The 25,191-nt window shown below is 62.0% G+C and carries 19 protein-coding genes; 6 read left to right on the plus strand and 13 right to left on the minus strand.

The genetic code is table 11. The features are described from left to right. Positions 1 to 14: 14 nt before the first annotated feature. Entirely contained in the window at positions 15 to 260 is a 246-nt protein-coding gene (locus GS424_RS12705; RefSeq protein ID WP_160942692.1) for a helix-turn-helix transcriptional regulator, read from the minus strand. Positions 261 to 485: 225 nt separating this feature from the next. Here GS424_RS12705 and GS424_RS12710 point away from each other — a divergent pair, with 225 nt between their 5' ends. Further along, positions 486 to 809, plus strand: coding sequence for a helix-turn-helix transcriptional regulator (locus tag GS424_RS12710; RefSeq protein ID WP_160942691.1), 324 nt, complete (start codon positions 486 to 488; stop codon positions 807 to 809). Between the two features lie 103 nt (positions 810 to 912). Here the strand turns inward: GS424_RS12710 and GS424_RS12715 are convergent, their stop codons facing one another. Continuing rightward, entirely contained in the window at positions 913 to 1,902 is a 990-nt protein-coding gene (locus GS424_RS12715; protein ID WP_160942690.1) for a diaminopimelate dehydrogenase, read from the minus strand. Positions 1,903 to 2,127: 225 nt separating this feature from the next. Between GS424_RS12715 and GS424_RS12720 the strand changes: the two genes are divergently transcribed. Continuing rightward, on the plus strand, positions 2,128 to 5,043 hold the full coding sequence (locus GS424_RS12720; RefSeq protein WP_160942689.1) for a DEAD/DEAH box helicase: 2,916 nt from the start codon (positions 2,128 to 2,130) through the stop codon (positions 5,041 to 5,043). Between the two features lie 26 nt (positions 5,044 to 5,069). On the opposite strand, the gene GS424_RS12725 is transcribed toward GS424_RS12720, so the two are convergent. The 3 genes from GS424_RS12725 to GS424_RS12735 are packed head-to-tail and all read right to left on the minus strand — an operon-like array spanning position 5,070 to position 10,022. Further along, complete coding sequence (locus tag GS424_RS12725) at positions 5,070 to 5,462, minus strand: (deoxy)nucleoside triphosphate pyrophosphohydrolase (RefSeq protein ID WP_160942688.1); 393 nt, start codon at positions 5,460 to 5,462, stop codon at positions 5,070 to 5,072. 17 nt (positions 5,463 to 5,479) lie between these two features. Continuing rightward, on the minus strand, positions 5,480 to 8,191 hold the full coding sequence (fdhF, locus tag GS424_RS12730; RefSeq protein WP_160942687.1) for a formate dehydrogenase subunit alpha: 2,712 nt from the start codon (positions 8,189 to 8,191) through the stop codon (positions 5,480 to 5,482). Continuing rightward, positions 8,184 to 10,022 carry an NAD(P)-binding protein gene (locus GS424_RS12735; RefSeq protein ID WP_193666521.1) on the minus strand — a complete coding sequence of 613 codons (1,839 nt, stop codon included), beginning with the start codon at positions 10,020 to 10,022 and terminating at the stop codon, positions 8,184 to 8,186. The genes fdhF and GS424_RS12735 overlap by 8 nt, the downstream gene beginning before the upstream one ends. 711 nt (positions 10,023 to 10,733) lie before the next feature. Here GS424_RS12735 and GS424_RS12740 point away from each other — a divergent pair. Next, the gene (locus GS424_RS12740) at positions 10,734 to 11,216 is read left to right on the plus strand and encodes a hypothetical protein (protein WP_160942685.1); all 483 of its coding nucleotides are present in this window, start codon (positions 10,734 to 10,736) and stop codon (positions 11,214 to 11,216) included. Between the two features lie 36 nt (positions 11,217 to 11,252). On the opposite strand, the gene GS424_RS12745 is transcribed toward GS424_RS12740, so the two are convergent. Further along, positions 11,253 to 12,236 (minus strand): helix-turn-helix transcriptional regulator, encoded by a 984-nt coding sequence (locus GS424_RS12745; protein ID WP_160942684.1) that lies wholly within the window; start codon positions 12,234 to 12,236, stop codon positions 11,253 to 11,255. Positions 12,237 to 12,567: 331 nt separating this feature from the next. Between GS424_RS12745 and GS424_RS12750 the strand changes: the two genes are divergently transcribed. Together GS424_RS12750 and GS424_RS12755 are read left to right on the plus strand one after the other, a co-directional pair. Continuing rightward, a complete protein-coding gene (locus GS424_RS12750) occupies positions 12,568 to 13,965 on the plus strand; it encodes an SH3 domain-containing protein (RefSeq protein ID WP_160942683.1) in 1,398 nt (465 codons plus the stop codon). A 323-nt stretch (positions 13,966 to 14,288) separates the two neighbouring features. Then, the gene (locus GS424_RS12755) at positions 14,289 to 15,245 is read left to right on the plus strand and encodes an L-lactate dehydrogenase (RefSeq protein WP_160942682.1); all 957 of its coding nucleotides are present in this window, start codon (positions 14,289 to 14,291) and stop codon (positions 15,243 to 15,245) included. Between the two features lie 536 nt (positions 15,246 to 15,781). Here GS424_RS12755 and cas2 read toward each other — a convergent pair. From cas2 to GS424_RS12780, 5 genes are all read right to left on the minus strand, one after another. Further along, entirely contained in the window at positions 15,782 to 16,087 is a 306-nt protein-coding gene (gene cas2 / locus GS424_RS12760; RefSeq protein WP_244977543.1) for a CRISPR-associated endonuclease Cas2, read from the minus strand. Positions 16,088 to 16,100: 13 nt separating this feature from the next. Continuing rightward, complete coding sequence (gene cas1 / locus GS424_RS12765; RefSeq protein ID WP_160942680.1) at positions 16,101 to 17,033, minus strand: type II CRISPR-associated endonuclease Cas1; 933 nt, start codon at positions 17,031 to 17,033, stop codon at positions 16,101 to 16,103. A gap of 12 nt (positions 17,034 to 17,045) precedes the next feature. Further along, positions 17,046 to 20,174: a type II CRISPR RNA-guided endonuclease Cas9 gene (gene cas9 / locus GS424_RS12770; RefSeq protein WP_160942679.1), complete on the minus strand. Its 3,129-nt coding sequence runs from the start codon at positions 20,172 to 20,174 to the stop codon at positions 17,046 to 17,048. Between the two features lie 33 nt (positions 20,175 to 20,207). Next, positions 20,208 to 20,756, minus strand: coding sequence for a hypothetical protein (locus tag GS424_RS12775; protein WP_160942678.1), 549 nt, complete (start codon positions 20,754 to 20,756; stop codon positions 20,208 to 20,210). A 345-nt stretch (positions 20,757 to 21,101) separates the two neighbouring features. Continuing rightward, on the minus strand, positions 21,102 to 21,938 hold the full coding sequence (locus tag GS424_RS12780) for a TrmH family RNA methyltransferase (RefSeq protein WP_160942677.1): 837 nt from the start codon (positions 21,936 to 21,938) through the stop codon (positions 21,102 to 21,104). Between the two features lie 98 nt (positions 21,939 to 22,036). Here GS424_RS12780 and GS424_RS12785 point away from each other — a divergent pair, with 98 nt between their 5' ends. Next, a complete protein-coding gene (locus GS424_RS12785; protein ID WP_160942676.1) occupies positions 22,037 to 22,618 on the plus strand; it encodes a hypothetical protein in 582 nt (193 codons plus the stop codon). Between the two features lie 15 nt (positions 22,619 to 22,633). On the opposite strand, the gene GS424_RS12790 is transcribed toward GS424_RS12785, so the two are convergent. After that, positions 22,634 to 23,515 carry a patatin-like phospholipase family protein gene (locus GS424_RS12790; protein ID WP_160942675.1) on the minus strand — a complete coding sequence of 294 codons (882 nt, stop codon included), beginning with the start codon at positions 23,513 to 23,515 and terminating at the stop codon, positions 22,634 to 22,636. Between the two features lie 148 nt (positions 23,516 to 23,663). Then, on the minus strand, positions 23,664 to 25,073 hold the full coding sequence (locus GS424_RS12795; protein WP_160942674.1) for a response regulator transcription factor: 1,410 nt from the start codon (positions 25,071 to 25,073) through the stop codon (positions 23,664 to 23,666). Positions 25,074 to 25,191 lie beyond the last annotated feature (118 nt).

Here is a 25,191-nt window from a genome sequence, read left to right on the forward strand (position 1 = left end):
GCAACGTCGGCGGTTCAAGTGCGAGATCGTCCACGCTCCCTCGGCAACGGCAAACCCGCCAAATCGTCGATGCCGCACCCGAGGGTCAATGCGAGCGTATAGGCCGTCTCCAGATCCGGCGTGGCCTGTCCCGCCTCGTAGCGAGCGATCAAACCGGATGCAATGCCCGATTCGGTGGCGAGGCCCTCAAGCGACAGCTTCGCCTCGACGCGTCTCGCCTCCAGGCGCTGTGAGAACGCCTTGTTGCTGTAGCCTGCCACCTCGTCCCTTTCCATCCGAACGTCTTGTTGCCAGGCAAACGACGAGGCCCGACGACAAGCGGATGTCCATACGCTCTCGGTAGATGTAACGGATAGGTTACATACCTATTGTCGAGCATAATAGATAGCATATGTATCTATGTCAAGCGAAAACATCCAAGTAAATTGAACATTCGACACGTTCCTTGTATGATTTGCTCATTCGCCGATCGAAGGAAAGACATCATGGATCTCCAATTGATGCGGTTGAGGAAACTCGCCGGATACAAGAGCAGGGACGTTTTCGCAGATAAGATCGGCGTTAACAGGCACACCTACAAATCATGGGAAACCGGCACGACGAAGATGACCCTCGAGCAGGCGTACAACTGCGCGGTCGCGCTCAACTGCACCATCGACGAGATCGCGGGGCTCGTGCACGCGCCGGCGTCGGAGGACCCCCACCGTGCCGCTCTTGAGAGGTATTACGACGCGATGGACGACGAAGGGCATGCCGTTTTGGCGGAATCGGCGCGGCTCATGAGCAGGAATCGAGACGCCCGCCCCTGACCCCCTCCCCCCCCCCAGAAAAAAGAAGGGCCCCGAGCGGACGATGGGAAATCGTACCCTCGGGGCCCTTTGCAACGCCTGTGCAGGCGCGCGATCCGCGCAGTTACAGCATTTCGGCGCGCAGGTCCTCGTCGCTCTTCGCGGAGAGGTAGGCCGGCGCGATGTCGAACAGCGTCTTGCAGCCCACGACGCCCTCGCGGCTCAGACGATGCGCGGCGCGGGCGCAGGCCGCGAGCACGCTGCCGGTGAACTCGGGATTCGAATCCAGCTTGAGCGAGTACTCCACCACGTGGGTGTGCTCACCCTTCTCGCCGGTCGCGCCCGAGCGGATCACCGAACCGCCGTGCGGGATGCCGGCATGATCGCGGTCGAGCTCTTCCTGCGAGATGAACGTCACCGTGGTGTCGTAGTCGGCGAAGTAGTTCGGCATCTCGACGACGGCCTGCTCGATGGCGGCCAGATCGGCACCCTCCTCGGCCACGACGAAGCACTCGCGCGTGTGCTTCTGACGCGTGGTCAGCTGCGGGTTCTCGCCGTTGCGCACGGCCTCGAGCGCCGCCGGGACGGGCACCGTGTACTGGCGCGCGTCGGCCACGCCGTCGATGCGGCGGATGGCGTCGCTGTGGCCCTGCGAGACGCCGCGGCCCCAGAACGTGTAGTCGCGACCGTCGGGCAGCACGCTGGAGGCGTACAGGCGCGCGATGGAGAACATGCCCGGATCCCAGCCGGCCGAGATGATGGCCACCTTGCCGCCCGCCTGCGCGGCGGCGTCCACCTGCGCGAAGTGGGCGGGGATGTTCGCATGCGTGTCGAACGAATCCACGACGTTGAACAGGCTCGCGCACGCCGGCGTCTGCTCGGGCAGGTCGTTCGCGCTGCCGCCGCACAGGACGAGCACGTCGATGTCGTCCGCATGCGCCGCCAGGTCGTCGGCGGCGTACACCGCCACGTCCGCGGTGGCCGGCACCACCTTCGCCGGGTCGCGGCGCGTGAACAGCGCCACCAGCTCCAAGTCGTCGTTCTGCCTGCAGGCCAGCTCCACGCCGCGCCCGAGGTTGCCGTATCCGAATATGCCGACGCGCGTTTTCGTCATGTGCCGCTCCTCACCGTGATGTTCCGAAAAAGTATGGGTCAATGATGCACGGACACCGCCCGCATCGTCAACGCGCGCAGGTCAACTTCAACAAAGCCCCACGCCCTTGAAATCTTTTGGAAACGTGGCGGGAGGAACGCGTCGGGATGTCCCGAACCCGGATACTCATCGAAGTCCAGCTCGAGTATACTGAAACGGTAGTGTCCCCGACGAAAGAAGCTAGCATTGGCCGATCCTCGTGATTATGCGATCGTCAGTTTCGAGCAGTGTCTCCACGCGAGCTACATCGACTCGGGAAAAGAAACCGAACGATCGGACAGCCCTCTCAACCCACGCATCATAGCGAACGATCAAAGATCCGCCACCAACCTGCTTTCGGTCATCAAAACCCAGCTCAAATCGTGCGCAAGCTTCGACTTCTCCGTCGCCTTTATCTCGGATGGCGGTTTGCAAGCGCTCATCGAAGTGCTCAACGAGCTGCGTGACAATGGTATTCCCGGGCGCTTTCTCACCTCCACGTACCTGAATTTCAACAGTCCGGCAGCGCTGAGAAAACTCCTCGAGTTTCCGAATATCGAAACGCGCGTCTACCAGGGCAATATGCATGCAAAAGGCTACTTCTTCAACAAGGGGGAGCTGAGCACCGTCATCATCGGCAGCTCTAACTGCACGCAAACCGCCCTCACCTGCAATAAGGAATGGAACGTGCTCTTCCATTCGTACGCCAACGGAGAAATGCTCAAATCCGCGTGCAAAGAGTTCGAGAATCTCTGGAGCGATGCCGTCACGACGAACCTCACCGAAGCATGGATCGGCGAATACGAACGATACAACGCAAAGGAAGACGCTCCTAAGAGCACTCGCAGGAGCACGTTCAAAGCTGGACAAACGGTTCTTAGTGCCGACGGCGAATCGACCGTCGTTCCGAACAGCATGCAGCAGCATGCGCTCGAAGCGCTTGACGAGCTGCATGATCGCGAAGAACCGCGAGCGTTGTTGATATCCGCGACAGGGACCGGCAAGACCTACCTCTCAGCATTCGACGTTCTCGCAACCAAACCTCAACGCGTGTTGTTCGTCGCTCACCGAATGCGTATTCTCGATGCATCGAAAAAGAGCTTCGAAACGGTCCTCGGCGATCGCTACACCTATGAGACATACGGATCCGGCTCGGCCAAGCCAACCGCGCAATGCACATTCGCCATGGTTGAAACGCTTAAGAGGCACCTTGTCGAATTCGATCCTAACGAATTCGACTACATCATCATCGATGAGGCGCATCGCAGCGGCGCGGATGGCTACCGAGCCATCATGGATCACTTTACGCCTGCCTTTTTCCTCGGCATGACTGCAACTCCCGACAGAACCGATGGCTACGACGTGTACAGCCTGTTCAATCACGTTATAGCATATCGCATCACGCTGCAGGACGCACTTGAAAACGACATGCTGGCACCTTTCCATTACTTCGGGATCGCCGACTTGCTCATCGATGACGAAGTCGTCGATGATCCGCGGCTCTTCGCCATGCTCTGCTCCCAGGAGCGCGCGCGTCACATTGCCGAGAAAATCGAAGCATACTCCGTGGACAAGAAGAACCGAAGGGGGCTCATCTTCTGCAATAAGAACGAAGAGGCGGCTGCCCTGTCGAAAGAGCTCAATGCTTTGGGATACCGAACGATGGCGCTGAGCGGAAACGACTCGGACAAGGTTCGCGACGACGCCATCCTCCGGCTCGAGAACGGAGAAATCGAATACATATTCTCCGTGAACATTTTTAATGAGGGGATCGACATACCCTCCGTCAACCAGATCATCATGCTTCGCCGAACGGAATCGGCAATCGTGTTCATCCAACAACTCGGCCGCGGATTGAGAAAGGCCGAAGAAAAGGAGTACACGCTCGTCCTCGACTTCATCGGCAATTACCAGAAGAACTATTTCATCCCCATCGCATTATCGGGAGATCGCACGTACAACAAAGACAGTTTGCGAGCATTCGTAAAAGAGGGTTCGACCATCATACCCGGCTGTTCAACCATCAATTTCGATCGCGTATCCGAAACGCGCATTTTCCGCTCCATCGACGACGGCAGCTTCAACGGGGTCAAACTCATTCGCGAGGAATACGAGCATCTGAAACAAATGCTCGGTCGCATTCCCACCTTGTTCGATTTCGACGAGAACGAGTCGATCGACCCTCAACGCATATTCGCGAAGTTCGGCTCATACCATGCTTTTCTCGAGCGCTACGAGCCTCGATACGCTACCGTTTTCGATGACGCACAATGCATCGCGTTGAAATTCATTTCTCAGAAACTAGCGAATGGAAAGCGCATCGAAGAGCTTCTGCTCATGAAAGAGCTCATGAGCAATTCGGAGCTACCCACCAAATGCCTTTTCGAGGCCATCTTCGAGGCAACGGGGCGATCGACGAATCAACGAACCGTCGAATCCGCCTGCCGGGTGCTCTCCGGAAGCTTTTCGTCGTCCGGACAACCTCTTATTGCGTTCGACGGAGAACGATACCTGCTGAATGCGAAATTCGCCGCTTCGCTCAACCAGGAGGAGTTCAAGCGCCAGGTTCTCGAGGCAATCGATTTTGGCATCTCCAGAAACGCATCGCTATACGGCGAGCCGTATCGCGACACGAGCTTCGTTCTTAACGCCAAGTACACGTACGAAGACGTCTGCAGGCTGCTCAATTGGGAAAAGGATGTAAACGGCCAGATCATCAGCGGATATAAGTACGACGAAGGCACGAACACCTTTCCCGTTTTCATCAATTACGACAAAGACCCGAGCATTAGCGACACCATCCGATACGAAGACCGGTTCGTATCGGACCGCGAGCTCATAGCCATCTCGAAAGCACCGAGAACGCTTCAATCCCCCGAAATCAAACGCCTGCAAGCGTGGCCCGGAAACGGCATGCGCTCGTACCTGTTCGTTCGCAAGAACAAGGACGACAAAGACGGAGGCAAGGAGTTTTACTTCCTTGGGGAGATCGCCCCAAGTGGAACGTACCGCCTCTTCACGATGCCTAACACCACTAATTCGGCCGTCGAGATCACCTACCGCCTCGACCAGCCGGTGCGAGCAGACCTATACGACTACCTCACAAGCGATTTGGACCAATAGCCCACTCGAAAGCGGCGAGCCACGTCTTATACGAGGTTCGCCGCTTTGATCGCTTCGACCACCTGGATATCGGCCGGAAGCCATGCTACGGAATCGATGGTCTCGCCATCGAGCCAGCGCGCCGCATGATGTTCGGTGAGGACCATATGGTCCTCGACAAGCGAGCAGACGTAGCATCGCATGCTCAAGTGAAACTTCTCGTAATCATGTTCGGCGGTCGTAAGATACGATTCAACCTCGATACGCGTTCGCAATTCCTCTTCAATCTCGCGAACGAGAGCCTCCTCAGGCGTTTCGTTCGGTTCGACTTTTCCGCCAGGAAACTCCCAACCTCCTTCAAGGTCGCCGTAACCACGCTGCGTAGCCAGAATCTTGCCATCTTTCTTGATGATGGCTGCAACAACCTGAATCGTTTTCACGTCGCACTCGCTTTCTCTTACGCCTTCTCCACCTTCACGGCGCACACCTTGTACTCGGGGGCTTTGGACACGCGGTCCAGCGCGGCTATGGTGAGCCAGTTGCTGTTGCCGTCTTGGAAGTGGAAGGGCATCCAGGTATGGCCGGGGTTCGTCTTCTCGGACACGTGCGCGGTGGACGCGATGGTACCGCGGCGCGACGAGACGCGCACGGGGTCGCCGTCGGCGATGCCGAGCGCTTCGGCGTCGCGCGTGTTGAGCTCGATGAACGAATGGTCAGCGATCTCGTTCACGCCGTCGGTCCGCGCGGTCATGGCGCAGGCGTTGTACTGGTACAGGATACGTCCCGTCATCATGACCAGCGGGTACTCCGCATCCGGCAGCTCGGCCGAGGGCTGGTAGTCGGGCGTGGAGAACGCGCCGAGGCCCTGGGCGAACTCGCCCATGTGCAGGATGGGCGTGCCGGGATGCTCCGCGTTCGGACAGGGCCATTGCAGGCCACGCCCGCCCACCGCATCGCCGTCGAGGCGCGCGTGGCTCATGCCGCCGTACGTGGGCGTGACGGCCGCTATCTCGTCCATGACCTCGGCCGCCGTCAGGTGCGGCTGCGAATAGCCCATACGGTTCATGACCTCGATGAAGATGTCGGTGTCGAGGCGCGTATCGCCCGCAATGTCCACGGCCTTGCGCACGCGCTGCACGCGCCGCTCGGTGTTCGTGAACGTGCCCTCCTTCTCGGCGTAGCTGCGGCCGGGCAGGATGACGTCGGCGTACTTCGCCGTCTCGGTCATGAACAGGTCGTCCACCACGAAGAACTCGAGCGCCTCGAGCGCGCGGATCACATGGTGCGTGTCGGGATCGGTGCGCACGGGATCCTCGCCGAACAGGAACAGCCCCTTGACGCCGCCCTCCACCATGGCCGGAAAGCACTCGGTGGCCTTGAGGCCGCGCGCGCGGGGCAGCGTCGCGCCCCACGCCCTCTCGAAGCGACGCACCGCCTCGGGGTCGGCCACCTTCTGGTAGCCGGGCAGATCGTCGGGGCCGGCGCCCATGTCGCAGGCGCCCTGCACGTTGTTCTGTCCGCGCAGCGGGTTCACGCCGCCGCCGGGTTTCCCCAGGTTGCCGGCGATCATCGCGATGTTGGACAGCGCCATGACGCCGTCGGTGCCCGTCGAGTGCTCCGTCACGCCGAGGCAGTACACGATGGCGGCGGCGTTGGCCGTCGCGTACATCTTGGCCGCCGCCACGAGGTCGCGCCGGTCGATGCCGCAGATGTCCTCCACCCGCTCAGGGGTGTAGTCGCGCACGGTGGCCGCGAGGATCTCGAAGCCCTCGGTGCGCTCGTGCACGAACTCCTCGTCGTACAGGTCGTTCTGGATCAGGTAGTTCACGATGCCGTTCGCGAACGCGACGTTCGTTCCCGGCCGCAGCTTCAGATGGATGTCGGCATGCGCCGCCAGGCCGATGTCGCGCGGATCGACCACGATGAGGCGGCAGCCGCGCTCGACTGCCGCGCGGATCTGCATGCCGATGACGGGGTGCGCCTCCTCGGGGTTCGACCCCACGAGCATGATGACCTCTGCCTCGCGCGTGACGTCCTGGATGGAGTTCGTCATCGCGCCGGAACCGAGCATGGTCGCCAGACCGGCGACCGTGGGGGCGTGTCAAACACGCGCGCAACAGTCCACGTTGTTCGTTTGGAGGGCGGTGCGCGCCATCTTCTGGAACAGGTAGATGTCCTCGTTCGTCGAGCGCGAGCAGGCGAACGCCGCCAGCGACTCGCCGCCGTGGGCGTCGCGCAGCTCCGTGAAGCGCCGGGCCACGAGATCGAGCGCCTCGTCCCAGGTGGCAGGCTCGAACTCGCCCGTTTCGCGGTTCTTGACGAGCGGCGTGCGGATGCGGTCGGGCGCGTCGACGAAGTCGAAGCTGGCGGAGCGGCCCTTCACGCACAAGAGCCCCCGGTTCGAGGGTCCCGGCGCGGCCTCAGCGTCCACGACGACGCCGTCCTTCACCACGAGATCGAGCTGGCAGCCCACGCCGCAATGCGGGCACGTGGTGCGCACGCGCTCGGTCTCCCACGAACGGTAGGCCGCGCGGCGCTTCTCGGTGAGCGCGCCCGTCGGGCACGCCTGCGCGCAGTTGCCGCACGATTCGCAGTCGGTGGCGCGCCAGCCCTCCCCGAACGGGGCCTCGATGAGCGTGCGCGTCCCGCGCTTGCCCGTGCGCAGCGTGTGGTTGCGCGCGGCGTCGTTGCACGCGCCCACGCAGCGCTGGCAGCGGATGCACAGGTTGGGGTCGTAGGAGAGGAAGGGGTTGTCGTCGAGCACCGGCTCGCGCTTCTGCGCCGTCTCGTAGGGCGACTCGAGCACCCCGTACTCGCGGCAGAGGGCCTGCAGCTCGCAGGCGCCGTTCTTGTCGCACGAGAAGCAGTAGTTCGTGGAATCGAGCCCGTGATCGGCGATGATGAGGTCGAGCGCGATGCGGCGGTACGCTTCGATGCGCGGCGAGCTCGTGTGCACCGCCATGCCGTCGCGCACGGGCGTGGCGCACGAGGGCACCGGCTGGTCGAGCCCCTCCACGTCCACGACGCACACGCGGCACGACGCGACGGCGCTGCGCTCGCGCAGGAAGCACAGCGTGGGGATGCGGATGCCGGCTTGCCGCGCGGCATCGAGGATGGTTGCGCCCTCGGCAACGTCGAGGGTGGTTCCGTCTATCGTGATGCTAGGCATACTGGTGCCTACCTCCTTCCAACACGCCGCACCCGAAGTGGTCGCAGCGCAGACAGCGTCCGCATTCCTGCACGACTTCCTCGCGGCTCATACCCGTCTCCACGCCTTCGAAATCGTGCTTGCGCTCGCGCGCGGGTCGCTCGGTGATTTCCACGCGCCCCTTGGGCGTGCGGTCGTTCGGGCTGGCCGGCGGCGCTTCGACGTCGCTCGGCAGCGTGTGGTGGTAGCCCAGGAACTCGTCGATGTTGCGCGCGGCCACCTTCCCCGCCCCGATGGCGCGGATCACCGTCGAGGGACCGGTTTGGCAATCGCCACCCACGAACACGTTGTCGTAGCCTTCGGCCGCGAGGTGCTCGTCGGCGTTGAAGCATCCCCAGGTGGTCTGCATGCCGAACTCCTCGAACGGGGCCGACACCACGTTCTGGCCCACGGCGATGAGGATGACGTCGGCCTCGATGCGGCGCGCCGGCTTGTCGGCCGCCACCGGCGCCGGTCGGCCGCCGCGCACCGGGCCGATCATCTGGGGCTGCGTGATGAGCGCCGTGCAGCGCCCCCGCTCGTCCGTCTCGATGGACGCCGGCGCTTCGAGCACGATCATCTCCACGCCTTCGGCGATGGCGCTTTCCACCTCGGCCGGAAGCGCCGTCATGTCGTCCTGGCGCCGGCGGTACACCACCGACACCTCGGACGCACCCGCGCGCACCGACGTGCGCGCGCAGTCCATGGCCACGTTGCCGCCGCCCACCACGACCACGCGCTTGCCCGTGAAGTCGGGGTAGACGCCGTCGCCGATAGCGCCGAGCAGGTCGACGGCCGACATGACGCCTTCGGCATCCACGCCGTCGATGCGCAGCGATTTCCCCGTTTGAGCGCCGACGGCCACGTACACGGCATGGTAGGTGTCGGCGATCTCGGCCATCTCGTGCGCGCCGACGCCCTCGCCGCAGCGCGCCGTGATGGTGCCGGCGTTCAGGATGCCGCGGATGTCCTCGTCGAGGCGCTCGCGCGGGAAGCGGTAGGCGGGAATGCCGTAGCGCAGCATGCCGCCCAGCTGGGAGCGCTCCTCGAACACCGTCACGCGGTGCCCCATGAGCGCGAGGAAGTACGCGCAGGTGAGCCCGCTCGGGCCGCCGCCGATGACGGCCACGGTGCGCGCGGTGTCCACGCCGCGCTGCGGCGGCACCACCTGGTCGGCAGGCATCTGGTCGACGGCGAACTTCTTGATGCCGCGGATGTTGAGCGGCGCGTCGATGAGCGTGCGGCGGCACCGCGTTTCGCAGGGGTGCTCGCACACGAACGCGCACGCCGTGGGGAACGGGTTGTCCTTGCGCACCATGTTCACCGCGCCGGCGTAGTCGCCCGCCGCCGTGAGCGCGATGTAGCCGGGCACGTCCACGTGCGCCGGGCACATCGTCTCGCACGGCACCGTCTGGCCGACGCCCGCCTGGCAGGAACGCGCGTGCAGGTGGCTGGCGTACTCGTCGGCGAACGTCTCGAGGCCCTCGAGCACGAGGCGCGCGGCCTCGTAGCCGATGGCGCAATCGGACGTGTCGCGGATCATCTCGGCGAGCGCGCGCAGGTTCTCCAGCGCGCCCTCGTCCGCGTCGCAGTCCACCACGCGCTGCAGCATCGCCGCAAGCTGCGGGATGCCGTCGCGGCACGGAACGCACTTGCCGCACGTCTGCGCGCCGCTCGCCTGCAGCATCGTCAGCTGCACGGCCAGCGGGCACATGCCCGGCGGGGTGGCCTCCACGCGCCGCCCGTATGCGCCCAGCTGCGCGGCGATGCGCGCGTCGTCGCGCGACCGGGGCGCTATCGATAGCTTGCTCAACGGTTCTCCGTCCACTCTATCCCGTAATCGAGGCCGCGCGCCCTGCGCGCCCCGTAGTCTCCGTGCGTCATTCTAACGCAACGAGGCGGCTCGCAACCCCCTGCCAACCAACCGGCGAAGAAGGCACACGGGATGGACGGACGCGCCGGCGTCCTCCGCGTGCGCGCTTCGCCTCGAGGACGAGGATCCGAATGCACGAATCGGGACGCGACCTTCGGACGCACGGCGGATGGAACCCGGATGCACGGTGGGGCTGGGCTATGTGCGGAAAAATCGGGTTTTTGGCAATCTTGGCGATCTTCTCGGGGATTTCCATGCGCGAAACCCCAGGTCGCCGGTCTCCGTGGTGGCACAACAGCAGGTTCGGATGGGCGAGGATTGCCAAAAACCCGATTTTTCATCACAAAGAGCCGCATTTGCACGCATCGGCGACCGCGATCGCGAAAAACCGTGCGCATGTCCCACGCGTGGGACACGTGGCGCCCACGCGCACGATTAGGATAGGCGGCATCGAAGCGAAAGAAGAGGAGGCATCATGCACGAACCGTCGCGCCATAGGGCGACCTATTGCATCGCAGGGCTCCGGCACGGGGACGGCGCGCTCGCCCTCGGCGAGCCCAAGCCGGGAACGGAGCAGCGCGTGTTGCAGGTCGATGCGGAAGCCGACCCTTGGCGCCAGGGGCGCGCGGGACTGTACGCGGGGGACGCGCGATGAGCGCATCCGCCCCCGTCGACGCCGCAGCGGCGTTCGCCAGCCTGTACCAGCGATGGTTCGACGACGCGCGCGGCCTGGCCGCCTCCACCAGACGGCAGGCGTGCGGGGCGATCGGAGCGTACGTGGCCGACGTGCTCACCCTCTGGGACGAGCGCGCCCGCGCCTACCTGCCCGGCGCGCCCACCGTCCTCAGGCTGGAGACGTGCGACCTCGCCGCGTTCGTGATGCGGGAGCCGCACATCGCGCTGCATGTCGGCAGCGTGGAAACCGACGCGCCTGTGGCGGGGCTGCGCTGGAAGAGCCTGCGCCCCTGCTCGTACGCCATCGGGCGGCGGGTGAGCGACCTCGTGATGAGCACGGACGAGCACGGGCTGCTCGTGGAGCTCGAGGTCGTTCTCGACGACGGCGGACGGCTCGTCATCGGCGACGGCCGGCCCGCCTGCGAGCACGGCGCGGCCGCGATGCCGCGAGCGGTGTGAATCGCACGGGCAGCCGAAGCGCTGGCGCGGCGGCGCCTACTCGTACGCGGCGACGATGTCCGCAAGGTAGGCGCGGTACTCCTGCGCGAGCGATGCCGGCTTCTCGATGCGGATGCGGCCGCCGAACTGGGCCAGCCAGCCGAACAGCACGGGGCTCTTCATCACCGTCGCGTACACGCGCGCCCGGCCCTCCCCCGTCGGCATCGACTCCACGTCCTTGCCGAACCGGTCGATGACCGCGCCCATGACCTCCTCGTCCACCAGCAGCGTGGCCGCCACCGGCTCGCCGCTGTACATGCCGAACGCCCGGCTTTCCAGCTCGCGCGCGTCGAACGTGGCGATGCGCTCGTTCTTGAGCGCCGGCTCGTCGAGCACCTCGATGCGGTCCATGCGGTCGACGCGGTAGTTCGCGAAGCCGTCGTGCTTCTCGTTGAACACCACCAGGTAGTAGTACCCCTCGGCGTACACGAGCTGCACAGGCGTCTCGACGTAGCGCTCGCCGCCCCGCTGCGGCGCCTTGCGCTTCGCCGCGTCGTACTTGAAGTAGGTGAACGATATCTTGCGTTTGCGCGCGATGGCCTCCTGGATGCGGTCGACGCTGCCGAACACCGACTCGTTCTGCATCTTGATGCGGCCCTCCACGTGCACGCGCTTGTCGAGCAGCGCCCGCTGCCGCCGCGAGGCCAGCTGCTTCACGCCTTCCACGAGCGCGTCGCTTTTGCGCTGCGTGAGGAAGCGCGAGCTCTGCACCGCGTCCACCAGCAGCTGCAGCTCGGCGAACGCGAACGCGCGGTGCTCCACGGCGTACTCCACCGGCGCACGCTGGTAGGTGCGCACGTCCACGCCGAACTCGCGCAGCGCCTCGATGTCGCGGTAGATGGACTTGCGCTCAGCCGAGATGCCCAGCTCCTCCAGCTTCTCGAGGATCTGCATCATCGTGAGGCCGCGCTCGGCGTCGGTCTCCTCCTCGAGCATCTGCATGAGGTACAGCAGCTTGAGCTTCTGACGGTTCGCGGACATGGCTCCTCCTCGCAACGGCCGGGCGCGGCGCATCTCGCGCGCATGCGATCAGTATAGGGCCCCTATCCCTCTTTCGGTACAGACAATCGATGAACGTCCTTGACGAGGCGGGCTGCGATCTCAAACACGCCGAGAGCGACGCCTCGCCGCAGGCGACGGCCATCTCGATGCCGTCCAACGTCTGCCGCACGGAACTTGCGTCCTCCACCGCCTGTTGAACCGTGGTCGAAAGCGTATCGGCAAACATTCCCGAAGATATAATCGTGGAAGCCTTGGGGCATACCTAAGCCATGCGGTGCGTGAGCGCACCCTGCTGAAAAGGAGATTCGCGATGAGGGGAAGAGGATGGAAAGCGGCAACGCTGATAGCGGCGGCGGTGCTTGCGGGAACACTCGCAGGATGCAGCAGCCCTGATCAGAAGGAGGCCGACCCGCAGCCGCAACACCAGGCAGCGGAGAAGCAGGAAGCCTCGATCGAAGGCACGCTCGTGAGCTTCTCGGGCAAGGATCTGGTGATGGAGAGCAACGCGCAATCCTACACGTTCGACGTGTCGGAAGCCACCGTATCGGCCGCCAACATGGTTGCCGGCGATGAGATCGTGGTGCATTACGAAGGCGATCTGGACGCCGACGGCACAAAGGGAGTCAACGTGACGCTGGTCGAGGACAAGGGAGCGGCGCCCACGCAGCAGCAGGAGCAGCAGGTGGTCGGCTCGCTGGTCGATATGAGCATGAACACCATCACCGTCAAGCAGAACGACGGAACCGAGATCACGTTCAACTCCAGCAACTGCGAACACGACTTCGCGAACGGCATGCGCGAAGGCAACTGGGTGGTAGTGACCTATCTCGGCACGATCAACGGCACCGACGGCTCCAGCGTCAAGGTGGTCAAGATAACCGACAACGACCCCAACACCGTCGAGCAGGCCAAGCAGCAGATGAACATCAAGGCCGTGGACGAAACGACGTACGCCACGGCAGGCGTGCATATACGCGCTTCGTATTCCACGGATTCCGAGATTCTGGGGAACCTTGCCCAAGGCCAATCCATCCAGCGCACCGGCGTGTGCGACAACGGCTGGTCGCGCGTCAACTACAACGGCACCGATGCCTACATCTACGGCGATTACCTGACCACGCAGGCCCCGGCCGCGAGCGCAGCGCCCGCCAAGACGAGCGGCGAACCGGCGGCCACGCCCCAAACGGAAGGCGGCGAGCCGGCCCCGGTAGTCACCCCCGTCCCCGCGCCTGAACCGGATCCGACGCCCGCACCCGAGCCCACCCAACAAGCTGCAACGGGCACGGTCAAGGACGCATCCATGAACACGCTGACCGTGGAGATAGACGGCGTCGAGATCACGCTGAACGTGACGGATGCCCAGCACCATTACAAGAACGGCATCCAGACGGGGAACTCGGTCAGCATCACGTACACCGGCGAGCTCACGAGCGACCCCAGCACGGCAACGGTCGTCAGCGTGGAGGACGACGACGCGAACGCGGCGACGAACGCGGTGTACACAGGGGCGGTGACGGACGGCACCATGAATACCGTCACCATCGTCACCGATGACGGAGCAACGATGACGTTCGCGAAAGACGAGGCCACCGACACCACGGGAGGCCTGATCACGGGCACGCGCGTCGATATCACCGTCGACAGCGCCGCCGCGAGCGACGATTCCACCGTCATCCCCGCGATCTCCATCGACCTCGCAGCCGCCTAGGGGCCCGTATCTTCGACCTACCCCACACGCAGGGGCGGCCCATGCCGGCCGCCCCTGCGCTTTCCCGTGCGGCCGCGCCCGCGGGAAAGCGCAGCTTCCCCGTCAATCGCACGACGAGCATCGGCGGACCCCCTCCCCGCATGCGGCCCACCTTCCCCTCTTCGCCCGAACGATGTCTGGCACGCTCCGCGCGCCAGACGATCAGAATGGAACCCCTATCCCTCTTTCGGTACAGACAATCGATGAACGTCCTTGACGCGGGCAGCGGCATGCAGTAGGTTCTCAGTCGAACATGAAGCGTACGAGCCAACGGAAGGGTGCCTATGCAGCGCGTTGTCAATGATCGGAAAGTGGCCATCGTCGGATGCGGGTTCGTGGGCTCGGCCACGGCGTTCGCGCTCATGCAGAGCGAGCTGTTCACCGAGATGGTGCTCATCGACGTCGATCGCGACCGCGCCGAGGGCGAGGCGCTCGACATCGCGCACGGCATGCCCTTCGCCGGCCCCATGAACATCTACGCGGGCGACTACGACGACGCGGTGGACGCGGCCATCATCATCGTCACGGCCGGCGCGAACCAGCAGCCCGGCGAGACGCGCCTCGATCTCGTGCACAAGAACGTGGGCATCTTCAAGTCCATCATCCCCGAGATCGCGCGGCGCGACTACCAGGGCATATTGCTGGTGGTGTCGAACCCGGTGGACATCCTCACGCACGTGGCGCTCAAGCTGTCGGGCATGCCCGAGAACCGCGTCATCGGCTCGGGCACCGTGCTGGACACCGCGCGCTTCAAGTACATCCTCGGCGAGCACCTCGGCGTGGACCCGCGCAACGTCCACGCGCGCATCATCGGCGAGCACGGCGACAGCGAGATCGCAGCGTGGAGCACGGCGAACGTCTCGGGCATCCCCGTGAACGACTTCTGCGAGCTGCGCGGCCATTTCGACCACGACGAGTCCATGCAGCGCATCGCCGAGGACGTGAAGAACAGCGCCTACGAGATCATCGCGAAGAAGAGGGCCACCTACTACGGCATCGCCATGTCGGTGAAGCGCATCTGCGAGGCCATCGTGCGCGACGAGAAGCCCATCCTGCCCGTGTCGAACTTCCAGCACGGCGTCCACGGCCTGCACGACGTGGTGCTGTCGATGCCGGCCGTGGTGGGCAAGGACGGCATCGAGTACCAGGTGCCCTGCCCGCTGTCGACCGACGAGCTGGCAAGGCTGCAAGCGTCGGCGAAAGCGCTGCAGGAAGTCATCGGCGGGTTGGATCTGGGGTAACGGAACTCGATCCACTAGAGACAAATCGCAAACATGAGCGATCAATTCCGGATGAAAAACGGGTGATTCCCAATATGGGCCTTCGATCGGTCGATAGTGTATCAGACGGGGAATTGAGCGGATCCCAACGCATGACGCTCGCAGGTAGTGAGTTCGTGTAGTGTATCAGATGGGAAAATGAGTGGTTCCCAACGACGATTTCAGGAAGGAAGACAGCTCCTTGTAGTGTATCGGATGGGAAAATGAGTGGTTCCCAACCCGTCTACGTCGTTGATCACGATTTTTGGTAGTGTATCAGATGGGAAAATGAGTGGTTCCCAACCGAGTTAGTTGCTCTTGCTATTGGTCTGGTAGTGTATCAGATGGGAAAATGAGTGGTTCCCAACGCATGATTAAGTGGGTAGAATAATGACGAGTAGTGTATCAGATGGGAAAATGAGTGGTTCCCAACATAAACCGAACCACCTCGAGCAGCTTTGATCCAACCATCTGGTGTTTCACTTGTTTTTCGGTTACAGGGAGGCTAGAAATCGCTATCAAAACAATGCAATTTGATCCGGCGCTTCCTCATTTCTCTCGATCTTTTTCGCGCGAAATCGAGTAGCAGAAGCCCATTGGCTATCTGTCAGATGAAATATTCTTACCTCCCCATCTGCGGGAAGATTCTGTTTTATTGACCGCTCCGAGCTCATGTTGCCGTTGGTGGTAGGCGAGTATTTCCCGTAAACACTGAATTGGATCATAGAATATCCGGCATCGACGAGCATTTTTCTGAACTTGCTTGCCTCTTTGCGCTGCAGCTTCGTCTGAACAGGCAGGTCGAACATAATAACGCACCACATAGCATCGTATCTCCTAGGACTCATGAGGCTCGCTTTCGATTCGAGGGTTCCATACGGGAACATCCAAATGCTCAATTTCTCCTTCAACATACTTGCCATACTGCTGGGCAAAATCCGTCATAACTGCCGGCACGGATAAACCATTGTTGCTAAACGTGGTGAGAGTGGATTGCATCAATGCGCGCTTCACGTTGCGATCTTCGAGATCGGCGTCCGGTCCGAGATTCACAATGGCGAAGTCGACAACGGGCCTAAACGGTTCGATCAGATCATCGGCGAGCGCGAACATGTTAGAGCGATTGCGGTGATACATGCCCAGCGCCGGAGTCAATCCGGCGGAAAGAACAGCTCTCATGCTGTGCCCGCGCATAAGCGTATAGCTATAATCGAGCAACGAATTGCGGCCTCCCGCCCTCTCGCCCGGCATTCGAGAAAACGCCTCGCCTTCAAACAAGGAGGACCAGTATATTCGCGCAGCCAAACCTTCGACATTCGACGAATCTCCCGTACGCACATTCCGAGACAACTCGTCGAGCCTTGCCGCATTGGACAAACCCAAAACTTTGAGATTGTTTGCCTGTCCCTTGATCTTTGCTTTCACGATGCGCATCCAGGCATTCTTCGAGCGGGGCGCGCTCAACGACGCTTGAGCGCGCTGCCTCGCAGCAACACGGCCATGTGCGTCAACCCATGGATACACGCCACACACCGGAAGACCTTTCCAGTCGCAAAAGAGCACGACCACGTCCTGGCTGGCGAAATGGTACATCATCGCAGGTGCAAGCCGTACATTGATGCCGACAAACACGATGTTCACGTCGCAAAGCGAATGCTCCGTGGTTTCGCCCGTGTCCAAATCGATGGTCTGAAGCTTCCTTGCGTGCTTGTTAAAGCGAAGCTCACCGTGAAACGCTGTAAAATCAAGCATCCTCCAGTTGTCCGCCATCCGAAACACCGCCTATTGAATCGGATGCGGCGGTATTTTCCAACTCACCGGCATGTTGTTGTCAGACCCCCAACGCGGCACGCCCAATGCATTTCGCCGCATAACGGTTGGGTGCGTTGCAAGCACCTTGTCAATCGATAGAGGGCACCCCTTTTCTATCACAAAATTGATAGCGTCGACATCAGATTTATTCCAGCCATAGCTCCCGTACGTGCGGTTGATCGTCTTTTCGATGTCGACATCAACTCCCTTCCAGTCAATGTCCGGCAAACCTTCAGAAGAGAAATACCGGGGAGCTAAGGTAAGCTTCGAATTGGTGTTAAACCCAGTGATAGAAAACCGTCGGACACCCGGGAATGCTTTCATAAACTTGTTCATCTTCTGAGAGCCCTCGGGACTGAACAGCGCAGCCTCAACGTCCACGACAAGCTCGTCCCCGACCACAACCCAGCCAAGATACTCAGCGGTTCCCCCAGCAAGCGAAGATCGCAAGATAGGCACAGCGGAGCGAACCGATATGGAATGCATGGGCAGATCGATGTCGAACAAATTATGCTGGGCATGCTTCACCAGATCCACCTGGAACACACGCAAGGAGGCATACTGCCATCCCGTCCGCTTTCTTTTGCTATTCAGCTTCGGAACGCGATAAAGTCGCACATGGTGGATCGTATCCCCAATGGGCGCATAGCCATTCCGCACCGGAGCATAGACGGCATCCTTTACCATATCCAGCTCGGATTCGCTTGCCATAAAGTAAATGGGATCGTCTGCGGATAGCCAGCGGTCATGTAATCTGATACGTCGGGCGTCGTTCGCAGGCAACCCAGTATTCTCATCGTAATCCGGTTGCCTGGTCAAGGCGATCCACAACGCAGAAGTCTCCGCCTTGTCAATCGCCGCAGCGCTCAGCTCATCTCCCACTCTCCGCTTCGTCAGTTTCGATATCGTGTCTTTGTGAGCACGTCCAACCCCGACACGCAAACGCAGCGGGTTCGACACCACAATACGATCATCCTTCATATACTGGATCATCAGTTCTTTGAGACGTTGCATTTGCACATCACGCCAGAAGCAGTACAGTTTGCTTTGATTCTCGTCTGCGCCCCGATAGACGTGCCAATCTCCTTCTTCCCCTCTCTTGAACCTCCGCCCTATATCGCGCGAACTTCTTCGAATCGCATCGCGTTCGATCAGCGTTTTCGCCACTTCGGGCCTCATCATTGCGATTACGGCCGCATCGACGGCATGATGGCGCCTGTCAAGCCTCGTCTTTTCAGAGCTCGACCCAATCCAGGGAAGGCTCTTCTCCAAACCGCTCGCTTTTCGCGCCTCAGAGGTAATCCATCCCTTGAATACCCGGACACGCTGCATAGCGAAGGGATCGTTGCCTTCCGTGGCCAGCGACACCATCCCTTCATAGCCGAAGTGCCCGGCAATCTGGTTCCTTAATTCGAGCGCCATCCATGCCACCGACTCAATGGAGCGTGCATCGATCGGATCGTCTTCTTCTTTTTGCTTCAGCCGTGCTATGACATCGTTTTTGAAAGACCCGAATTGCTTTTCCGACGAGAAATAGCTGTCGCGATTCCAAAAGAATACCCGCTCCACAGCGGCTTCGCACATCTCGGGACTAGCCCATGAATAGAACAGCGTGTTGTTCTTGCTAGCGTTGCAATCAGCGCACACTGCAACGAGGTTAGGAAGCTCGTTCGAGCAACCGACGCCCTTGCGTGGAACGATATGATCCATCTGGGAATTTGAGAAGTCGATGCCCGTTCCACAATAGAGACAACAGCCGTTTTGCCGCTGAATCGCCTGCCAGCGCCTGATTTCCGCAAGCCGGATCGCCTCTTTGTCCACCGCGCCCGATCCCGGTTTTTCCCCAAGCGCCGCTACAATCTCCTCACGCACAGCGCCATTCGCCCGATAGCGCTTGTCCATGTTCGATTGCTCTTCGCGCTTCTGCTTCTCGGATTTGAAGCCCTCTCGAACATGCTCCACGAAAACGGTTTCCGGCTTGCCCCATTCTCGCTCGCACGCACGCAACCACCGCGAGGCTATCTTGATAGTCCTATCAACAGCAGGGTTGCCCGTCGGAGTTCCCAGCGGATTCGCTTTGGGTTGCCAATCGTTTTCAACGCCGAATTCCGCCTTGCGCGCCTCAAAGAGATCGAGCCCCTCGTCGAGCATTCTACGATTGAGCCGCTCGAGAGTATCGACGCTGTAAGCAACGCGGCCGGAGGATAGGCGAATCTTATCCAAAGAGGCCATCGTTTCCTCTCCCATTTCGCCCAGATCAGCAAGAAGCTCTTCAACAGAAGCCATCGCCCTTTGCCCCTCGTCGCTCAAAGAGGATCCGGAGATTCCGACGTTACCGAGAAACTCGATAAGGAATTCTTTGCTGAGGGGTTCGGCTTCCCGCCACCATTCCCGTAGTGGTTCTAGCTGTTTATCGATCTTGTCGCATGACAGGATCGCATATTCCGTGTTGAGGTAAGGAGGCTGCTTTGAAGAAATAGGAGACCCGTCCGCAGTCTGACCGCCAACGCCTCCAAGATCGCACCTTTCTACGCCCAGCACGTCAGCAACATCGTGCCATGTCAGATCCGAACCTCGACACGACACCTCCCAAGAGGTCAAGTAGTCGAACAACCCATGCCGCTCCTCGTCGGAAAGAGGGCGCCTCCCCTCCCCTTTCTGCTTGATTCTGAGATTCGCAAACGTTGTGAGAATGCGGTAGCGCTGAAAGGCAAGCGAAGCTCTTGAGGCTCGGATTTTAGATGGCTGCAAGTCGTCTTTTGCTATGAGACTCGCCGCCGCACCTGTATCTTTTGGATTAGCCTGACGAAAAACCGCCTCGAAGAAAACCTTTTGTTGCGCCTCGGGTACGTTCTGAATTTCAAATATACGACTCAATTCGTAGTAGTTGTCGCTTTGGTGCAGTTTTCCGACGTGGACAAATTGCTCGGCAGGGAATCCTGCTGGCGGAGTTTTCCTGAATCGGTTGTTCCGATTCGGCGCGAGAAGCGGTTCTAACAGCTCAGCAACGGTAAGCCTCGGTTCGTCAAGCGGCTCAGTATCCCATGCGGGAATTCCCTCAAACAGCACCTTGCCATCCGCATCTTCTCTCACTTTCACACCCTTGAATAGTTCCTCGCCGTTTCGGGAAAGTCATCTTTGGACTTTAAGGAAAAACTCCATGTAGAACGAAGAGGCAACAAGGGCGCTCTCCTTAAGCGCGTTCACGCTGGAATAAGGATTGCGCCATCCACGATGTCGGGCTATGTGGCGCATGGCAATGGCGAGGGAAAGCTTTCTCCTTGCATCGTTTTCGATAAAGCCCTCAACCAGCGATATGCGGGCTCGCCAAGGAAGATAGGGATCTTCGCCGTGCATGTTCGAAACCATCTCGCTCGCCTGCGCCACAGGGTAACCGTATTCGCTCAGCAAACTGTCGAGTTCTTGATAGCGCTCACGCCTTGTTTGAAACAGACGCCGTGTTCTACGCGCCGTACCGGATATGGCCTTTCGAGAGTCAGCGCTCTTTTGCCCGGTTGGATCCAAAGCCCCGTCGTGGATAACGGACATGATACTTAAAATATCGAGTGGCATTGCTTCGTAGGGATTGTCGCTTGAGTCGTCGATTTCAATCGCCGACAACCCAACAGAATAGAGGCCTACATCGATCCCAACACGATAACGACGATTGCGCTTCCCCATAACGAACCCTTTCGACATGAACCCTGCAATACAGTCTTCGATGCTTCCCGTTCACAATATCAAATTGGAACTGGAAAAAAGGAGCCTTGCGTGATACTCTGTGTGGCGAGTGGTTCCCAATAAGTTGCGGACTCGTTAGCCGCGATGATTTCTCAGTTTGCCCTTTTGGCAAACCAGCCCCGAAAGGGGCTTTTTTCTTGATCCGCCCAGGTATTACTATGTGCTTTTCAATTACTATTCGAACACCATACCACATCGGAATGTGCCTCATGTACCGTTTCCGGTACTCTTGGAGACGAATGGCGTGCTACATGCATCGCCACAGCCTATCGCGCCAAGATACTCCTACCGCCACTTCGTCCTGAGCTCCCAGAACGCTACGGCGCTGGCGGCCGCCACGTTGAGGGAGTCCACCTCGTGGTCCATGGGGATCTTCACCGTGTAGTCGCAGGTGGCGATCGTTGCGGGGGCCAGGCCGTCGCCTTCGGTGCCCAGCACGAGCGCGAGGCGGTCGGCATCGCGCAGACGCCGGTCGTGCAGGCAGAGCGCGTCGTCGGACAGCGCGAGCGCGGCCGTCGCGAAGCCCAGCGAGCGCAGCAGCGGCACGCCCCCGGTCGCCCACGCGCGCTCGCCTCCGATGCGCGTCCACGGCACCTGGAACACCGTCCCCATCGACACGCGCGCGGCGCGGCGGTACAGCGGGTCGTGGCACGACGGCGTGACCAGCACCGCGTCGATGCCGAGCGCCGCAGCCGAGCGGAACACGGCCCCGATGTTCGTGTAGTTCGTAATGTCCTCGAGCACGGCCACCCGGCGCGCGTTCGCCAGGAGGTCGGGCACGCTCGGCAGCGGGGGCCGCTCGAACGCGGCCAGCGCGCCGCGCGTGACCTCGTAACCGGTCAGGGCACGGAACTGCTCGCGCGTGGCCACGAGCACCGGGAAGGCGGGGTCGCCGTCCAGCAGCGAATCGACGAGCGGCATCGTCTGGTCGAGCCACTTCTCCTCCATGAACAGCGAGCGCATCCGCACGCCGGCGGCCAGCGCGCGCTCGATGACCTTGCGCGATTCGCCGATGAACAGGCCGTGCGCGCTGTCGGGGCAGTCGCGCAGCTGCGCGTCGGTCATGCCCGAGTACGCCGCGAGCCGCGGGTCGTCGAGGCCGTCGAGATGGATGATCGGCATGTCGTTTTCCTTTCAGTCGGCGACCATCGTACCACCGCGCGCCGCGATGCTCTATACTCGACTGATCCGATCAGGCACGTCACGCGAAGGGGATCCCCATGGCCGCAACCGTCAAAACGCTTATCGAGAACAACGGCGAACTCTACTGGGGCACGCGTCACGCGAATCCGGGATACCACTACGGCGTAGCGCTGGACGTCGTGGAAAACGGGCTGGTCGCACGCGTCGTCTACGTGATGAGCGACCTCGATGACGAAGACGGGGTGCTCGTCACGCCCGACACGCTCATGTCGTGCTTCACCGTGGACGATCTCGCGGAGCACGGCATCATCCCCAGCGAGCTCATGGAAGACGATGCCGACGACGACGTCAAAGGCTGGTACTGCATCGAGGAGTCGTTCTTCGACAAGGACGCCGTGGAGGAGCTGCAGCGCAGCAACGACCAGCTCGGCGGTTACCTCGACATCGTCTTGGGCATCATGACCATCTCGCCCGACGAGATAGCCGCCGGCATGCCCTCGCTTGAAGAAACGTCGTTCTTCGACCTGCTCGACGAGCTGGAAGGCATCTCGGAGCATATCGACCAGGGCAACCTCAAAAAGCCCCTCCCCTTCACGTTCCGCCTGATAGGCGATGCCCTGCTGGGCTGGCAGTTCGCCGACGAGGACGACTGGCGCTAGACGGGGACGTTCCCGTCAGCGGCGTTCGAGGAACCTCATCCATGCGCCCAGCTCGGAGCGCGCCTGCACGCGGCCGCGCTCGTAGTTGCGCGCGAGCTTCTCCACGTCGCGCTCGGTGTTCTTGACGCCCTGGTCGTTCGCGTAGAACACGTAGGCGCGGCCCTCGGCTTCCAGCTGATCGAGCCGGTCGAGCTCGGCATCGTAGCGGCGGCTCCACGTGTCGAGCGCCTCCCGCATGCGCGGCCGGCGCCAAAAGAACGCGTCGTAGAAGCGCTTGGGCTTGAGCGGTCGCCGGAAGCCGCGCGGGCGCGTGCACACCACGAAGAACCTCCGCAGCCCGTCGTCCACCGCGCGCGGCACCATGATGCCGCCGCCCCGGCCGATGCCGCCGTCGTACAGCGCGCGCCCGTCGATGACGGTGGGCGGCAGGACGATGGGATAGCTCGTCGAGGCGCGGACGCGCTCCATGAGCGCAGCCTCCGTGGGGAAATCGTCGCGCGTGAAGTACACGGTCTCGCCGGTGTCGCGGTCGATGGCCTGCATGGTCGCGCGCGCCGGGTTCGCCTGGAAGGCGTCGAAGTCGAACGGCAGCGCGCAGCCCGAGCGGGCCCGCGCGTCCCCGTGCAGCGCCGCGCTGACGCCGTCGGTGTCCACGAACGGCGTCACCCACCAGCGAAACGACAGGCCGTCGAGGCAGGTGGTGAACGAGGCCTCGTTGCGACGCGCGTCGCGCGAGAGGTAGTCGATCGCGTTCGTCGCACCCGCGGACAGCCCGTACACGTCGTCGAAGAACAGCCCGCGCTCCAACATGACGCTGATCGCGCCGGCCGAGTACGAGTTGCGCATCCCGCCGCCCTCGAACACGAGGGCCACATCGTGCACGGTGCTCGTCAACATGCCCTGCCGCCTCCTTCGCCGCCGCTGCCGCCTGCGTACCCGTCCACGATACGCGAGCGCGCCCCGCGCCGAGCGCAAGCGCGAGCAACCGTCACCATGCCGGTGGGAAGCTGTAGCGCGGGGCAAGCAAACGGCAGGATGGCGACCGTCATTCCCCCCGCACGAGGTCGAGCAGCTCCTGCTTGTTATGCACGTCGAGCTTGCCGTAGATGCGGCGCGAGTGGGTGCGCACCGTGTTCTCCGACAGGTACAGCGTCTCGGCGATGTAGGGGCGCGAACGGCCCTTGCACAGGTACTGCATGATCTCGATTTCGCGCGGCGAGAGCCCGCGCCGCTCCCCCACCGCGCGGCAGCGCTCGTCGATGCCGTCCCCCTCGCCGATGGCGCGATGCCCGTCGCCGTTCAGATCGGACAGCAGCAGCTGCACGTCGGGCGAGCGCGACGGCAGGAAGAACGCCACCATCACCACGGTCACCACGAGCATGAACGAGGCGATGGCGGGGTTGAGCGACTCCAGCCCGAGGAACGACGCGGCGCTGCGCCCCAGCCAATCGGGAAGCGAGTACAGCAGCATGCCCGGGCAGAACACCATGAACGGCTTGAACGCGCCATGATGCGCCACGTTCGCCAGCCCCAGCCACAAGAACATCTTCGCCACCACCACGGCCGCGCCCGTGAACGCCTGGATGAACTGCGCCATGCCGAACGCCACGAGCATGAACAGCGCGAGCGCCATGAGCACGTACGTGAAACGCCACACGACGGTGATGTCGAGACGGCGGCGGCGCCCGAACACCCACCAGCAGGTGAACGCGCAGAACGCGAAAAGAATAGCCTGCGACAGCAGCGTGTACACCGGCGTGGCAGCCGCGCCGAAGCTGTAGTGGCCGGTACCGTGCTTCAAGGTCATGTTGAGGATGGACCAGATGAAGAAGAATACCGCCATCGCCATCACGATGCGGCCGAACGAGGGAAGCGACGCGCGCGAGAACCACTGCTCGGCAGGACGCTCGTCGCCCACATCGCGCAGGCGAACCGCAAGCATCCCCGTCGACAGGAACGGCAGCGCCAACATGAGCGCCATCGTCGCCGTCTCCGGCAAGAACGTCGTCACGCACTTCGCGGTAGCCACGAGCGCGATGGCCAGCAGCAGCGCGCGCGTCACCTCGTCGGTGGACGAGCGCGCGTAGCACGACCCCCAGCGCACGACCATCCACGTCTGAGCCGCCGCGAACAGCAGCAGCCCGCACACATCCGAAAACGGCCTCACCACGCCCGCCCCTCCGAGCAGCACGACGAGCGAGCACGCGTACACGCCGGCGAACGCCCAGTCGAGCGCCCGCGCCACGCGCGCAGGCACGGAAATGCGCCACAAGACGGCGCAGGCGAGAACGGTGACCAGCACCACGGCGCCCGACTTGTTGAGCCACCAGTACGAGAACGAGGCGTCGTAGGTCAGCGCGCTCACCCAGTTGGAGCACGTGTACCACACGAAGAATCCCACCGCCATCGCCACGGTGCCCGCCCGCACTCCCCACCGGTTCCGCTTCTCTTCCATCTCCATCCCTCCCCGTGCCGCATTATCGCACGGAACGGAACCCGCGTCCCTCCCCAACCGGGCGCGAGGACAAGTTCGCCCGATTCGGGCGACACGCTCACCAGGCCTTTACTCCGAT

It is taken from the genome of Eggerthella guodeyinii (genome assembly GCF_009834925.2).
GTDB lineage: Bacteria > Actinomycetota > Coriobacteriia > Coriobacteriales > Eggerthellaceae > Eggerthella > Eggerthella guodeyinii.